Below are 13418 nucleotides of genomic sequence, written 5' to 3'. Positions count from 1 at the left end.
CATTGGTCAGGATTTGTCAATCTTAACTGATCACTCATAACTGATTATTTATGATGGGAATCAATATCTGCTTTGCGAAGTCTTAATTGTATATCTTCTAGGAGTTGACGATTAACTGCCATCAGGTCTGCAATTAATCCGAACATCCATAATTGAAAGCCAATGATGATCAAAATTGCGGCTAAAATTAAGCTAGGAACCCGAGGTTTTTCGGGTGTATGCCCTAAAATTCCTAAAAATAGAATCAGCCAACGTAAACAAAGTAAAAAACCTACAGTAAAAGGAACACTCCCCACGATGCTGAAAAATCGGAGAGGTTTATAGGTGATAAAGATGCGAATAATGGTAAAAATCGAACGTTGAACATAAGCCGGAATACTTTTAACGAGACGGGATGGACGGAGATAGCGGTTAGTTCTAATGGGAACAGAAGTAATGATGATTCCTTTTTGTCCCGCCTGAATAATGGTTTCTAAGGTATAAGTATATTCGCTAAAAACGTTGAGACGAAGGGCGGCGTTACGACTAATGGCACGAAAACCACTAGGTGCATCGGGAATATTAGTATTACTGGCTAGGCGAACCACTAAACTGCCTAGGTTTTGTAATAGTTTCTTGACAGGAGAGAAATGTTCAATGTCTTGAATAGGTCTAGCGCCGACCACTATTTCGGCCTCACCATCTAATATGGGTTGAACAAGTTTAGGAATATCAGCCGCATTATATTGATTATCTGCATCAGTATTAACAATAATATCTGCTCCGGCTTTTAAACAGGCTTCTATACCGGCCATAAAAGCTTTAGCCAGGCCTTGATTATGTTCAAAGTTAACAATATGATCGACTCCCGAAGCCTTTGCTACTTCTACAGTTTGATCAATACTTCCATCATTAATAATTAACCATTCTACTTTGTCAACTCCGGGTATTTGGCGAGGTAATTTAGATAAGGTAAGTCCTAATGTGCCTTCTTCGTTATAACAAGGAATTTGGATAATCAGTTTTTTCATTGATTTTTAATTCTCGGTGTTGTCCTCTTTTCTGGTGGGAGTATCAACTCTAGTTTACCTGAAGATGCGGCTTTCGGGAGACATATTTTGTTTCAGGGTAGGCAATGTTGACTGATCGTCTATAAATATTGTTATAACCTAATTAAGGGAATTAAATTTTAAATTATGCTGAAGAAAATCCGCTTTAAAAATTTTAAGAATTTCCAAGATGCTGAACTGAGTTTAGGTAACTTTACTCTATTAGTAGGAGAAAATGCTACCGGTAAGAGTAATATTCGGGATGCTCTACGTTTTTTACATGGTATTGCGCGGGGTTATAATATTGCTGAAATTATAGGGGAAAAATGGATAGAAGGAGGGGCTTTACAATGGAGCGGCATTCGTGGAGGAACTAGAGAAATTGCTTTTAAGGGGGCTTCTAGTTTTTCTTTAGAAGCGGCTTTTAGTTTTTTAGATTATCAAAAGCAGGAACAGGAACTTATTTATCAAATTGAAGTCAAGCCCGGAGAAAATACTACGCCTTCTCAAGTTGTTTCTGAAAGTCTTTTTTCAGTATATGACGAATCAAATTTATTTTATTCTCAACCATCCCAGCCAAATTCTGAACAAGAGTTAACTTTTATTTTAGTTAACAAAGATAAAATAGATGGCAAGGAAATGAAAGGTAAAAAATATCAACCCTTTATTTCAGAAATTTGTAATGCTATAACTAGCTGGCGTTTTCAAAAAAGTGTCGATTACACTTATGATAATTTGGCATCTTCTTTTAGCAGAATACCATCATTTATATTAATTCAAAATTTAATGCGAAATCTAAGCTCAATTCGCTTTTTTGACTTAGAGCCAGCCGCCATGAAAAATCCTTCTTATCCGGGTCAAAATATATTAGGTGAGAGAGGTGAAAACTTATCATCTGTATTACTAGACCTTTATCAAATACCTGATCGTAAAATAGCCTTATTAGAATGGATTAAAGCCTTAACTCCTATGGATGTGGTTGACTTTGAATTTCCCACAGACTTTACAGGAAAAACCTTAGTGACTTTAGTAGAATCAAATGGAGAAAAAATATCAGCTTATAGCGCTTCAGATGGAACTTTAAGATTTCTGGCAATTTGTGCGGCTTTATTAACTCCCAATCCCGCTAAATTTTACTTTTTTGAAGAGATAGAAAATGGCATTCATCCCACTCGCCTGCATTTACTTATACAATTAATCGAACAAGCAACCAAGCAAGAAAATATTCAAGTCCTAGCAACCTCTCATTCTCCTCAGTTACTTCGACTCCTGAGTTCTCAATCTTTAGAATATGCTTCTTTAACTTACCGCCTACCAGAAAAACCCGGAGCAAAAATACAAAGAATTCTTGATATTCCCGAAGCCAAAGAAGTATTAGAACAAGAGGACTTAGGGCGGCTTCATGAGTCGGGATGGTTAGAAGATATTATGTATTTTTCCGATGATGAGGAGTAAAAAAATTGAACGTTCTCATCATTCCTGAAGATTTTAGCAAAGACCAATATATTCTTAAACCTATTATTGAAGCCCTGTTTAAGTACCTAGGTCTAGAATCAACAAAGGTTAAAGTAAGAGTCTGTCAAGACCCCCGTTTAGCAGGCTATGTGGAAGCCCTAAAATGGGAACGAATTGAAAAGATAATCAATCGCTATAAATCAAAAATAGATATATTTATATTATGTGTAGATAGAGATGGCAATGAACCCAGAAAAAAAATTTTAGATAATCTTGAAGAACAAGCCGCAAACATTTTAGGTACTGATCAACTATTCGTTGCTGAAAATGCTTGGCAAGAAGTAGAAGTATGGCTTTTAGCTGGTCATTAATTACCGACTGAATGGAGTTGGTCAGATATTCGTCAAGAAATTAATCCTAAAGAAAATTACTTTTTACCTTTTGCTACACAAAGAAATGTTTTAAAATCTACCGATCAAGGTCGGACAATCCTCGCTGAAGAAGCCGCCAAAAAATATAAACGTATTCGTCAATTATGTCCAGAAGACATCCGTAATTTAGAAACAAGAATTAGTCAATGGCTGAAGCAATAAATTAAGTGATGGTAGGCCATCGAGATGGCCTACCCTACGGGGCAAAAATATAGCCTAATACCAATTTTTCATGAAGCTGCGTCTAATAGATCCTATGAGTCACGCACTCCCAATTAAAAACAACGATTTTATGTCATCCACCAGCGTTAGCGAAGGATCGCGGATAATCTCAAACCGTAATGATTTCGTGGAGAGTGCGTAAGTCCTAGATCCCACCCAACCCCCCTTAACAAGGGGGGAGTATAAGAGAAAATAAACCCAAAACCCGAAGACTTAAAAAAGCCACTTCTATATTAATAATTACTGGGGAGTATTGTCATTAGAGTTTGTATCAGTCTGAGACTTAGAATTAGATTCTGAGGGATTATTGTCTGATTTAGAAGCTTCTGGCGTTACAGGATTAATATTAATTTCGGTTTGCGGCCCCGAAGGTTGTTGTTGTGGGGTTGTGGGTTGAGAGGAAGATTGAGTTTGAGAACTTGGAGGTTGTGCCGCTTCTGGTTGAGGAACTGGAACAGGAACGGGAACTTCTCTAACTTTTTCGATGATAGTGGTTTCTTTTTTAGATTCTTGTTGTGTTTGAGATTGAGGTGTGGGAGATGGAGAGGGAGATGGACTTTCTTGGGGTTTATTGGCGTTAGGAACGATTATAGGGGTAACAGGAGTCACGTCATTATCTCGTTGATTAATATACCAAAGAAAACCACCAGCAAGAATGGCAATGGTTGCTAAGAGACTTCCTAGTAATAAACCACGACTTGTATTGTCTTCATCTCGTTGGACTATTCTTCTACGCTGACTACGTTCTGCCGCTTGACCATGAATATATCCATGTCGGTAAGCGTCAGGATTGCTATTTGAATTAATTGTTTCAGTGGTTTGTTTTGTTTGATAAATATTGCCATTCCCGTCTGTATAAGACTCTTGATGGACTTCTTTGTCGTAGTTATTGGAACTATTTGGATGAGTCATAAATTTAAATAACCTCTCTTACGAAAAGTCAATAATATTTTTTTATAATTCAATAATAACTCTTACAATTTATCCAGAGTTTCTCTCCTAAGAAATAATTATAGACTCTATCAATTGAAAGAGAACTCGGTAAGATTTGATTAATACGCCTTTAATTTTAAAGATTGGGTCAAGATTTTTTGAGTTTTAAAGATTCTGTAAAGTCAGGAGCTACCTGAACATCAATAGTAGCGGCTCTGTATTAAGAAATGTAAAATACCGGTAACTCTTTCCTATGGACTATTACAAAAGGTCTAGTAAAAAAATTAATTTTGAGTTTTGGCCCATTGAATTAACGCCGCCGTCAACCCTTCCAAAGTATATTCTTGCGCCTCCACATCTACTCGGCCAAAAGCCTCATAACAAGTTTTTGAAGTTTGAGGCCCAATAGAAGCAAGACAAACGTTTTCTAACAAAGATTGAGGGGTATATTTTGATTTTGATGTTAATGCCACTTTAACTAAATGATAGAAATTTTGGACGGTTTTAGAACTAGCAAAGGTAACAATGTCTGCCATTCCCTCTTGCAAAACTTGCCACGCTTGAGGGTTAATCTGTTTAGGACATCCTGACTGATAAGCCGCCACTTCTACCACCTCAGCGCCAACCACAGATAAATCTTTCACTAATACTTCTCTCCCTCCAGTTTCTACCCGGGGAAAAAGGATTTTTTGGCCGGACAAATTTTCTGGAAAATGTTCAATTAACGAGTCTGCCACAAAATCCGGGGGAATATAATCTGCTAGTAACCCATACTGTTTGAGACTCTCTGCTGTTTTTTTGCCTACCACAGCAATTTTAACGCCTGCTAAGGCACGGGTATCTTTGCCGGCATTGGCTAACCGTTCAAAAAAATAATGTACCCCGTTAGCGGAGGTAAGAATTAACCAGTGAAAATCTTTTAAGGTGGCGATCGCCTGATCTAATCCTTCCCAACTCGAAGGGGGGGTAATTTCTAAAGCCGGCATTTCAATTACTGTCGCCCCTTGTTCTTGTAAGAGGTCGCTAAATTTACTAGATTGTTCCGCCGCGCGAGTAACAATAACGGTTTTTCCGGATAGGGGAAGAGAGGGAGAGGTAGTCATATTCCGAAGCTTAACAACATCACCAATAACCATCACGGTAGGAGAGAGAGACTCTTCTGTTATCTGATCCACTATATCTCCTAATGTACCTATCCAAACCTGTTGCTCAGGACGGGCGCAGTGGCGGATAATAGCAATGGGAGTGCTAGGTGATCGTCCTTTTTCTTGCAAGTTTTGAATAATGTCTTCTAGGAAACGTCCCCCCATTAAAATGACGATGGTATCTATTTTGGCGATGGCATCCCAATCTAGGATATCAGGGTCATGGGCGCTGAGAACGACAAAACAGCGACTCAAGTCTTTATCGGTGAGGGGTATTCCGGCCAGCAAAGGGGCGGCTAAAGCCGAAGAAATGCCGGGGATCACCTCATAATGACAGTTGGCCGCTATCAGAGCCCCTATTTCTGGGTTGGCCCGTCCAAAAATAAAGGGATCGCCACCTTTTAGCCGCACCACTTGTTTACCCTGTGAGCAAAAGTCCACTAAGAGTAGATTAATAATATCCTGTGGAGTGCTAGGTGATCCGCCGCGTTTTCCGACGTGAAGTTGCACACAGTTAGAGGGGACAAGTTGCAACAGTTGGGGATCTACAAGGTCATCATAAATTAAAACTTCTGCTTGGGATAAGAGGTGTTGTCCTTTGAGGGTGAGGTAGGCAATGCTTCCGGGCCCTGCGCCAATGAGAGATACTTTTCCAGAGGTCATAAATTACATAATGGCTTTTAACCCATAATAAATACAGGCTCCTGCACCCAATAAATAAACAAACCAAGTCCCAAAAAACCCGATCGCTCGTCCTGGAGAAGGCCCATAAACCCTAATTAAACCATATCCATGAGCAATGCGGCTGATAGTTAGGCTACTACCGAGAAGCCATACTAACCAACTCGGCGAAGACATCAACTCTAAAGCAACGATAAACAATAAGGCCAGAGGAACATATTCGGTAAAGTTAGCATGAGCGCGGATTTTTCGCTGTAAGGCTCCTTGATCAATTAATGGATCGCCAAGAATGATGAGAGTGAATTTTTCTACGGTTGCAGCAACAATATTGGGGTTAGCTAAAGGATCTCGTTGAGAGGCGACATCTTCAATTGACTCACCATGCCACAGTCGGGTTTTTGAACGTTCCATAACCACAATATAGGATAGGACAAAGGCAATTAATCCGTTAATTCCGATAAAAAGGGTTGAGATGGGAATTAGATTTTCATTCATATTTAATTGTGTTTTACGCTTTTGGTTGTTGAATAAATGCGGCGAGATCTGTTCTAGCAGAAGTTGGCGTGCCTTACAAGCGGCAGGATGGATAAGCTGTTGTGCATTTAAACTGGATATTATGATCTTAGGAAACAAACCCTAAAACTCTTCCCCCACACCCTACGATGCTCCGCGCTCCTTCGTCGCTTGTGCGCGTCGGTCACCCTACCCCCTACACCCTGTTGTTGACAGTGATGAGACGATAATCTCTTAAAAGTAGTGATGAGTATCACTGCAAGGGTTTCTGGGTCAGAGTTATCCTAATGATATGCAGCACCAAGACCAATAATCCTCCACTCTATTAAGTCTCATCATAAAGGAGAAAAGATATGACTCTTCATGAGCAAACCATCTCGAAAATTCGTCAACTTCCTGAAAATCTTCTCAAGCAGGTCAATGATTTTGTCGATTTTATCGTCATGGATGAGGATGATGACGATACCTGGAGTTTATGGGAACAGTTTTGTTCGGTTTCAGGCCCTTCAGGTCTAAAATTTTCTGATTATTGTATTAATGATGAAGAGATGGATGAATATCTCGCTTTAACAATTAGCCAAGAGGCCGAATGAAATTATCATTCATCGTTTTAACCGAGCAAAATCTATCAGTCTTTCCCTCAATCATTGTCCTCATTAACTTTTTTAAATCAGTTTTTATCAAATTCCAGGTACTATTCTCTTGACGATAAAAGAAAAATTAGAAGCGATTTTTACTGAGTAAATCACATCAAATCCTTCCTGATAAACCGGAGCAATTAGTTTTTTATAAGTGGACAGGAGTCCAACTAAAGGCACAATCTGTTTAGCAGGTCGTTGTAGATTGCGTTGCTGACAATTTTCTAAATCTGGCGGAAAATAGTAGCCGATTACCCGAAATTTATTGTTTTTTGCCGGCAGAATATAACGCTGTCTATCTTCTAAAGTGGGATTGGTATTATCCACGACAAAAGGCTGTTTGGCTTCTAAACAAGCTTGAACTAAAATTTTTTCCCGATGTCGGGTTTTGAGCATATCTAAATTTAGGCGAATGTGGCTATTAAGAAAATACTCTCGGTAAAAAGTTGATTTACCAGACGCTTGAATACCAATGAAAATTACTGCTTCCATTCAGTCATGAGTCATTAGGGATTTTTTTGGCTCCTTTTGTGTTATAATTGCTATTATGACAAATAATCTACCTCCTTGGCGTACCTCTTTATCTAGGGCTTTACATCTCAATCGTAGTCAACCCTATTCTCGTTACTTTCAATTGGCTACTGTTACTCCAGAAGGACTCCCGAAAAATCGGACAGTCGTATTTAGAGGTTATTTAAATAATAGTAATCAAATCAAAATTGTTACCGATCTCCGCAGTGAAAAAGTGAGCCAAATTGAGCATCAAGCTTGGGGAGAAATTTGTTGGTATTTTACGAAAACCCGAGAACAGTTTCGTCTAGCCGGAATTCTGAATCTTATTACGGCTAATGGTTCCCCTGCTAACTTACAACAAGAACGTCATTTAGTTTGGCAACAATTATCTGATGCGGCTAGATTACAGTTTGCTTGGCCAGAACCAGCACAAGCGAGAATCAAGGATGATTCAGCTTTTTGTTCTCCTTTTCCCTCTCCTGATCAACCTTTAACTAATTTTTGTCTGTTGTTACTCGATCCTCAACGAGTGGACCATCTAGAATTACGAGGAAATCCTCAAAATCGCTATCAATACTTTTTGGATGAGTCTAAAACTTGGATTAGACAAGAAGTTAATCCCTAAAACAAGTGTTAAAATTTAAAAAAATTATTGAGTAAGTTATACAGGTAATGCCACAATATTTTATTGCCTTTATGTTTCTAAAGCCAAAATGCACAAAATCCCCGTTACTGTTATCACTGGTTTTTTAGGTGCTGGTAAAACTACCTTAGTACGTCACTTACTGCAAAACAACCAAGGCCGACGCATCGCTATTTTAGTTAATGAATTTGGTGAGGTGGGAATTGATGGGGAATTGTTACGAGGATGTCAAATTTGTGATGAAGATGAAAACCCCCAAGATAATATTGTCGAACTGACGAACGGATGCTTATGCTGTACGGTTCAAGAAGAATTTTTTCCCACTATGCAGCAATTATTAGAGAGACGAGAACAAATTGATTGTATGTTGATAGAAACCTCGGGGTTAGCATTACCTAAACCTTTGGTGCAAGCTTTCCGTTGGCCAGAAATTCGCAATGGTGCTACAGTAGATGGCGTGGTGACGGTGGTAGACTGCCAAGCTTTAGCCGCAGGGACTTTAGTGGGAGATCTTGCCGCATTGGAAGCACAGCGACAGGCCGATCCTAACCTGGAACATGAAACCCCCATCGAAGAATTATTTGAGGATCAGTTAGCTTGTGCTGATCTGGTGTTACTGACAAAAACTGATTTGGTGGATGATGCGACTTTAACTCAGATTCAAAACTTCTTAAAACAGGAGTTACGCCCGGGTGTGAAAGTGGTTCCTTGTCATCATGGGGAAATTAGTCCCGAGATTCTTTTAGGGTTTAATGCGGCCGTAGAAGATAATTTAGATAGCCGCCCTTCTCATCATGACCAAGAGGAAGATCACGACCACGATGAAGAGATTAACTCTGTTCAGGTGATTTTTGATCAGGCAGTTGACCCTAAAGCTTTTCTGACAAAATTAAAGGAATTAGTCGCTACTGAAGAAATTTACCGTATTAAGGGTTTTGTGGATGTTGCTAATAAACCAATGCGGATGGTATTGCAAGGAGTCGGGGATCGTTTTGATTCTTATTATGACCGTCTTTGGAACGCTTCCGAGTTAAGACAAACTAAATTAGTGGTTATTGGTCGTTCTCTGGATCTGGACTTAATTTCAGCCAAGCTGAGAAACTAAGTTAAGGATGGGCAAATATATATTTAGACTCAGACGAATCAATTTCACCTGAGTCTAAGATTTACTATATACCAGCGATTTTATCAGTAACATTTGCTGGCGGTTTTAAACTTATATCTATATCTACACCCCCCTCCAGTCTGATTCCGGATTTTTGGGCAAAAAAATTTTTTCTGTTAATTCATTAAACTACCCGCTTTTTCTTGTAGTAATTCTGTCTCAGCAGCAGGACGAATCATTATTTCTAATCGGTCAGATTTGCCCCAAAAACCCCATTTTTGATAAAATGGTATCACTTCAGGCTGACAAAATAGGATCAATCCTTCAATCTCTTGTAAATCTGGATGATTAATGATGGCTTCCATCAGAATTTTGCCGAGTCCTTGTTGCCGATAATTATCTCGAATGACTACATCAAATAAAATAGCTCGGTAAACATAATCTGTCAAAATTCGGGAAAATCCTAGGAGTTGACGAGAGGAGTGATGGCAAAGTGCCACAATTAAGTCTGAATGGTTGAGCATTCGTTGCACATCGGGGAGTTTTCGGCCTTTTGCCCACCAGGTTGATTGAAAAAGTTGACATAATTCCTGTATTTGCTTTTCGCTGAGATGATCAATAATTTCTGGCTTCATAAGATTTATTTATTCAAATTAACTCTAATCTAAAAATTCAGCTTCTCTGAGAGAGTATTTAAGCGCTTTACGGTCTGCTTCTTGAAAGCAAGGAAATTGAGCTTCGGTAAATTGAAACTCTTTTTCTAATTTTAATCCGACTTTTTCCATTACCCGAGTTGAGGCTTTATTGTTGGCTAGAGCAAATGCACAAACTTTTTTAACGTTTAATTCTTTAAATCCCTTATGGATTAAAGCTTTAGAGCCTTCTGTTGCATATCCTTTTCCCCAACTGGTTCTACACAAGCGATAACCTAGTTCTATTTCCTCTTTGCTGGCTAAGTTTAATTCTTTGGCCCATTTAAATTCCGATGCCGGTCTAAAGATGAACCAACCGATGAAGTTTTGACTAATTTTTTCCTCTACTGCCCAAGCGGCTAATTGTCCATATTTTTGATAATATCCGATAAAAAGGGGCAAAAGTTTATTTTTTATGGCTTCATAATCAGTTGTTTTTCCTCCGCTAATAAAGCGCATAACTTCAGGATCACTGTCTAATTGGAAAAGATTGTCGGCATCGGCTTCAGTTATATAACGTAGTATTAACCGTTCTGTTTCTAAAAAACGTGGCATATTTAGCTTTCCTGCATTTTAATCATGATTTTTTCAGGACTGTTTTATTCTTGGGAAGCGCTGGCAGAGAATAAAATAGCCCCGGATAACTAATAACTTTCAATGATTAACAATTAACTTTTTTTACCCCCACTGGTTAATTTTTGCAAGAAAGCACTATTATCAAAATAATGCTCAACCAATTCAATTTTTAAATCATCGGTCACTTTAGCAATACTTAAACCAACAATTTCGATAGTTTCTCCTGTGGGTTGAGAATCTTTGTAGGGACCGTTAAAGGTTCCCCAGTGCCGCCACTTAAACACCACATTAGGAGGCCCTGAAACCACTTCTATCAGTTCCCAGTGAAACCCTTTCGGGAAAGCTGTATGAAACAAATTATAGGATGAGTCGAAAGTTTCCTCTGAGGCACGATAATGTTCTGTATCAGTCAGAAATAGATTATAGGTTCCTTTCTCGTAAACTTCTTCGGCGGTGTATTGTTGCCCTCCATTGCTACTCATGCGAAACTTATCGGTAACAATAGATAACCATTGTTGGGGGTTAGCTTTGTGAGATGCTTCCATCTCGAAGGTTTTGACTAAATTGTGAGCGATGGCGTTGAGAGAACCCTCAGCATGATTATACTTTCTCTCTTTGTCCCCATTTTGGTCAAGTTGGGTATAGTCCGGACGTTGACCACCTCGCCACTCAACATCTGTATCGTTACTGAGGACTTGTTCCCGGCCTTGTACCCACAGGGGTAATTCTTGTGTATTAGTCATGTTTAGAATAGCATTTGCGAAATTTGACTATAGTTTTAATGTACTCGATTTGGTGATCCAAACAATAGAGGTTTTTACTGATATAAGTCACGAAACAGTGATATGAGGTAGACTGGTTTGAAGATATCTCAGCAATAAGCTGAAAAACTGAGTAAATTGGCTATTGCTTGTGAAGAAAACGCTGATTAACTAATAAGGGTTAATATGAATATGAATCGGTGGCAATCTTTAATTTTTTCTCGTTTAAAAGTGGGTTTATTCATCGTTTTAGTAGGAGCAATGGTTTTCTTCAATCCGATGATTGCACCTGCAACGGCGCTTGATTATGCACAACAAAATTTAGTTAATCATGATTTTTCGGGCCAAGACCTGCGGGATTCTAAATTTGATCATGCTAATTTAAGGAGTAGCAATTTTAGTAATGCGAATTTAGAAGGTGTGCGCTTTTTTGCCTCGAATTTGGAATCGGCTAATTTTGAAGGCGCGAATTTAAGATATGCTGATTTAGAGTCTGCTCGTTTGATTAGAGTGAATTTTACTAATGCGGTTTTAGAGGGGGCTTTTGCGACTAATACTTTGTTTAAAGGGGCAATTATTGATGGGGCAGATTTTACGGATGTTTTGTTACGTCCTGATGTGGAGAAATATCTCTGTACTATTGCGAAGGGAACTAACCCGGTAACCGGACGGGATACTAAGGATACTTTGTATTGTCCGGATTAATGGATGTTTATCAGTTGGTCGGGGCGTTGTTTAAGAGCGCCCTTTTAAAAAACCTGTATCCATTCTTTAACTTCGTATTCTGTCCAAATGCCATTTTTCCAATAAGGATCTCCTTCGATCAATTCTCTGACCGCGTCTTCACTTTCGGCTTCATAAATGCCAAATACAATAGTATTATCCTTGGTGGGTCCCAAAGTAATCAAAATGCCTTGCTCTTTTTGGGCGGCTAAACCGTCTAAATGCGCTTGACGATAAGGAGTCCGTTTCTCAATGGCATTTTCACAGTAACTCCCCCACATAACATACTTTGCCATAATTAAACCTTAAATTTTCTTAAATAAAAACGCCGAAATTATTTTAACAGAATGTCGGGAGAAGTCCCCACCTAAAAATTCTAAAAAAATATCCACATTGAACGGTGGGGACGACAGCGAGAATCATTTGGAGGAAACCTCCAAATGCGCGACCTCATGAATCCCGACCAATAAATGAAACAGCGAAGCCTTGCTCTGACGTAAGGCTTGTCCTGAGCGACAGCGAAGGGAAGGGACGATATTTACTATAACATTGTTATGTGGTAAGATATTGGTGGTCGATATTTAGAGGTGTTTATGCTCACTTTCAACTACACCTATAGAATTTACCCAGACGCACTCCAAGAAGGTATGCTATTGGAGTGGCTAGAAACTTCTCGTGCTTGTTATAACTACGCTCTTAGAGAAATAAAAGACTGGATAGCTTCTAGGAAGTCGCCCGTTGACAGATGTAGTCTTGAATTTGAGTATATAATGCCTGCTGACTATCCTTTTCCTAGTTATTCTAAACAACAAAACGCATTACCAAAAGCCAAGAAAATATTTCCTAGGTTAGCAAATGCTCCATCTCAAGTGCTTCAATGCACTATTAGAAGACTGCATGATGCTTGGGATTTTTTCAAAGAGAGAGGTTTTGGTTTTCCTCGTTTCAAAAAGTATGGACAGATGAAGTCTTTACTTTTTCCTCAATTCAAAACCAATCCCGTTACGGGTTGGCAAATAGCATTACCAAAACTAGGAAAAGTTCAGATAAATCTACATCGCCCTATTCCAGAAAGCTTTGCTGTCAAACAAGTTAGAGTGGTTCGTAAAGCCAAGGGATGGTTTGCTGTCATCACTATTTCGAGTCCCGAATCACTACCATCAACAGAAAGTCCTTCAGGGCATTTTATTGGGGTAGATTTGAATCTTGGGGCTTATGTTGCTACTTCTGATGGCTATAGCTCAAAACGCCCAAAATTCTATGGCAAAGAGCAAAGCAAGTTGAAATTACTGCAACGTCGTTTGTCGAGAAAAAATAAGCGTTCTAATAATTATGAGAAAGCAAGACTGAAGGTAGAAA

At 39.0% G+C, this 13418-nt stretch carries 16 protein-coding genes (1 of these 16 running past the window's edge); 7 read left to right on the top strand and 9 right to left on the bottom strand.

Annotation, left to right across the window (positions count from 1 at the left end; all coding sequences use genetic code 11):
* Positions 1-44 precede the first annotated feature (44 nt).
* On the bottom strand, positions 45-1010 hold the full coding sequence (locus CYAN7822_RS20755; RefSeq protein WP_013324213.1) for a glycosyltransferase family 2 protein: 966 nt from the start codon (positions 1008-1010) through the stop codon (positions 45-47).
* A 165-nt stretch (positions 1011-1175) separates the two neighbouring features.
* On the opposite strand from CYAN7822_RS20755, the gene CYAN7822_RS20750 reads away from it, so the two are divergent.
* Together CYAN7822_RS20750 and CYAN7822_RS39115 are read left to right on the top strand one after the other, a co-directional pair.
* A complete protein-coding gene (locus CYAN7822_RS20750; protein ID WP_013324212.1) occupies positions 1176-2483 on the top strand; it encodes an AAA family ATPase in 1308 nt (435 codons plus the stop codon).
* Between the two features lie 5 nt (positions 2484-2488).
* A complete protein-coding gene (locus tag CYAN7822_RS39115; protein ID WP_013324211.1) occupies positions 2489-2854 on the top strand; it encodes a hypothetical protein in 366 nt (121 codons plus the stop codon).
* A 522-nt stretch (positions 2855-3376) separates the two neighbouring features.
* Here the strand turns inward: CYAN7822_RS39115 and CYAN7822_RS20740 are convergent.
* The 3 genes from CYAN7822_RS20740 to CYAN7822_RS20730 form a co-directional block, all read right to left on the bottom strand.
* On the bottom strand, positions 3377-4048 hold the full coding sequence (locus tag CYAN7822_RS20740) for a hypothetical protein (protein ID WP_013324210.1): 672 nt from the start codon (positions 4046-4048) through the stop codon (positions 3377-3379).
* Between the two features lie 305 nt (positions 4049-4353).
* On the bottom strand, positions 4354-5877 hold the full coding sequence (cobA, locus tag CYAN7822_RS20735) for a uroporphyrinogen-III C-methyltransferase (protein WP_013324209.1): 1524 nt from the start codon (positions 5875-5877) through the stop codon (positions 4354-4356).
* Between the two features lie 3 nt (positions 5878-5880).
* Positions 5881-6390 (bottom strand): MAPEG family protein, encoded by a 510-nt coding sequence (locus CYAN7822_RS20730; RefSeq protein ID WP_013324208.1) that lies wholly within the window; start codon positions 6388-6390, stop codon positions 5881-5883.
* Between the two features lie 371 nt (positions 6391-6761).
* Between CYAN7822_RS20730 and CYAN7822_RS20725 the strand changes: the two genes are divergently transcribed.
* A complete protein-coding gene (locus CYAN7822_RS20725; protein WP_013324207.1) occupies positions 6762-7001 on the top strand; it encodes a hypothetical protein in 240 nt (79 codons plus the stop codon).
* An 87-nt stretch (positions 7002-7088) separates the two neighbouring features.
* On the opposite strand, the gene CYAN7822_RS20720 is transcribed toward CYAN7822_RS20725, so the two are convergent.
* The gene (locus CYAN7822_RS20720) at positions 7089-7538 is read right to left on the bottom strand and encodes an ATP-binding protein (protein ID WP_013324206.1); all 450 of its coding nucleotides are present in this window, start codon (positions 7536-7538) and stop codon (positions 7089-7091) included.
* 55 nt (positions 7539-7593) lie between these two features.
* Between CYAN7822_RS20720 and CYAN7822_RS20715 the strand changes: the two genes are divergently transcribed.
* Positions 7594-8184, top strand: a complete 591-nt coding sequence (locus CYAN7822_RS20715; protein WP_013324205.1) for an Npun_F5749 family FMN-dependent PPOX-type flavoprotein — start codon at positions 7594-7596, stop codon at positions 8182-8184.
* A gap of 88 nt (positions 8185-8272) precedes the next feature.
* Positions 8273-9307, top strand: a complete 1035-nt coding sequence (cobW, locus tag CYAN7822_RS20710) for a cobalamin biosynthesis protein CobW (protein ID WP_013324204.1) — start codon at positions 8273-8275, stop codon at positions 9305-9307.
* Positions 9308-9483: 176 nt separating this feature from the next.
* Here cobW and CYAN7822_RS20705 read toward each other — a convergent pair whose 3' ends face one another.
* From CYAN7822_RS20705 to CYAN7822_RS20695, 3 genes are all read right to left on the bottom strand, one after another.
* Complete coding sequence (locus CYAN7822_RS20705; RefSeq protein WP_013324203.1) at positions 9484-9942, bottom strand: GNAT family N-acetyltransferase; 459 nt, start codon at positions 9940-9942, stop codon at positions 9484-9486.
* Positions 9943-9966: 24 nt separating this feature from the next.
* Complete coding sequence (locus tag CYAN7822_RS20700; protein WP_013324202.1) at positions 9967-10554, bottom strand: GNAT family N-acetyltransferase; 588 nt, start codon at positions 10552-10554, stop codon at positions 9967-9969.
* A gap of 113 nt (positions 10555-10667) precedes the next feature.
* Positions 10668-11318: an ester cyclase gene (locus tag CYAN7822_RS20695; protein ID WP_013324201.1), complete on the bottom strand. Its 651-nt coding sequence runs from the start codon at positions 11316-11318 to the stop codon at positions 10668-10670.
* A gap of 279 nt (positions 11319-11597) precedes the next feature.
* On the opposite strand from CYAN7822_RS20695, the gene CYAN7822_RS20690 reads away from it, so the two are divergent.
* On the top strand, positions 11598-12041 hold the full coding sequence (locus CYAN7822_RS20690) for a pentapeptide repeat-containing protein (protein WP_245602777.1): 444 nt from the start codon (positions 11598-11600) through the stop codon (positions 12039-12041).
* 44 nt (positions 12042-12085) lie between these two features.
* Here the strand turns inward: CYAN7822_RS20690 and CYAN7822_RS20685 are convergent, their stop codons facing one another.
* A complete protein-coding gene (locus CYAN7822_RS20685) occupies positions 12086-12355 on the bottom strand; it encodes a YciI family protein (RefSeq protein ID WP_013324199.1) in 270 nt (89 codons plus the stop codon).
* Between the two features lie 297 nt (positions 12356-12652).
* Here CYAN7822_RS20685 and CYAN7822_RS20680 point away from each other — a divergent pair, with 297 nt between their 5' ends.
* Positions 12653-13418, top strand: partial view of an RNA-guided endonuclease InsQ/TnpB family protein gene (locus CYAN7822_RS20680; protein WP_013324198.1) — the 5' portion only. The gene runs 515 nt beyond the window's last position; 766 of the gene's 1281 nt are visible here — the first part of the coding sequence; the start codon lies at positions 12653-12655; its stop codon lies beyond the right edge, outside the window.

Origin of the sequence: Gloeothece verrucosa PCC 7822, from assembly GCF_000147335.1 — a bacterium.
Taxonomy (GTDB): domain Bacteria; phylum Cyanobacteriota; class Cyanobacteriia; order Cyanobacteriales; family Microcystaceae; genus Gloeothece; species Gloeothece verrucosa.
Note: the sequence above shows the minus strand (reverse complement) of the source record. Positions and strands in the feature narration are given on the sequence as shown.

What these genes read in the sequence shown, in the direction of transcription:
- CYAN7822_RS20755 (WP_013324213.1), bottom strand. Translation starts at nt 1,010, where the DNA reads ATGAAAAAACTGATTATCCAAATTCCTTGTTATAACGAAGAAGGCACA.
- CYAN7822_RS20750 (WP_013324212.1), top strand. Translation starts at nt 1,176, where the DNA reads ATGCTGAAGAAAATCCGCTTTAAAAATTTTAAGAATTTCCAAGATGCT.
- CYAN7822_RS20740 (WP_013324210.1), bottom strand. Translation starts at nt 4,048, where the DNA reads ATGACTCATCCAAATAGTTCCAATAACTACGACAAAGAAGTCCATCAA.
- cobA (WP_013324209.1), bottom strand. Translation starts at nt 5,877, where the DNA reads ATGACCTCTGGAAAAGTATCTCTCATTGGCGCAGGGCCCGGAAGCATT.
- CYAN7822_RS20730 (WP_013324208.1), bottom strand. Translation starts at nt 6,390, where the DNA reads ATGAATGAAAATCTAATTCCCATCTCAACCCTTTTTATCGGAATTAAC.
- CYAN7822_RS20725 (WP_013324207.1), top strand. Translation starts at nt 6,762, where the DNA reads ATGACTCTTCATGAGCAAACCATCTCGAAAATTCGTCAACTTCCTGAA.
- CYAN7822_RS20720 (WP_013324206.1), bottom strand. Translation starts at nt 7,538, where the DNA reads ATGGAAGCAGTAATTTTCATTGGTATTCAAGCGTCTGGTAAATCAACT.
- CYAN7822_RS20715 (WP_013324205.1), top strand. Translation starts at nt 7,594, where the DNA reads ATGACAAATAATCTACCTCCTTGGCGTACCTCTTTATCTAGGGCTTTA.
- cobW (WP_013324204.1), top strand. Translation starts at nt 8,273, where the DNA reads ATGCACAAAATCCCCGTTACTGTTATCACTGGTTTTTTAGGTGCTGGT.
- CYAN7822_RS20705 (WP_013324203.1), bottom strand. Translation starts at nt 9,942, where the DNA reads ATGAAGCCAGAAATTATTGATCATCTCAGCGAAAAGCAAATACAGGAA.
- CYAN7822_RS20700 (WP_013324202.1), bottom strand. Translation starts at nt 10,554, where the DNA reads ATGCCACGTTTTTTAGAAACAGAACGGTTAATACTACGTTATATAACT.
- CYAN7822_RS20695 (WP_013324201.1), bottom strand. Translation starts at nt 11,318, where the DNA reads ATGACTAATACACAAGAATTACCCCTGTGGGTACAAGGCCGGGAACAA.
- CYAN7822_RS20690 (WP_245602777.1), top strand. Translation starts at nt 11,598, where the DNA reads ATGGTTTTCTTCAATCCGATGATTGCACCTGCAACGGCGCTTGATTAT.
- CYAN7822_RS20685 (WP_013324199.1), bottom strand. Translation starts at nt 12,355, where the DNA reads ATGGCAAAGTATGTTATGTGGGGGAGTTACTGTGAAAATGCCATTGAG.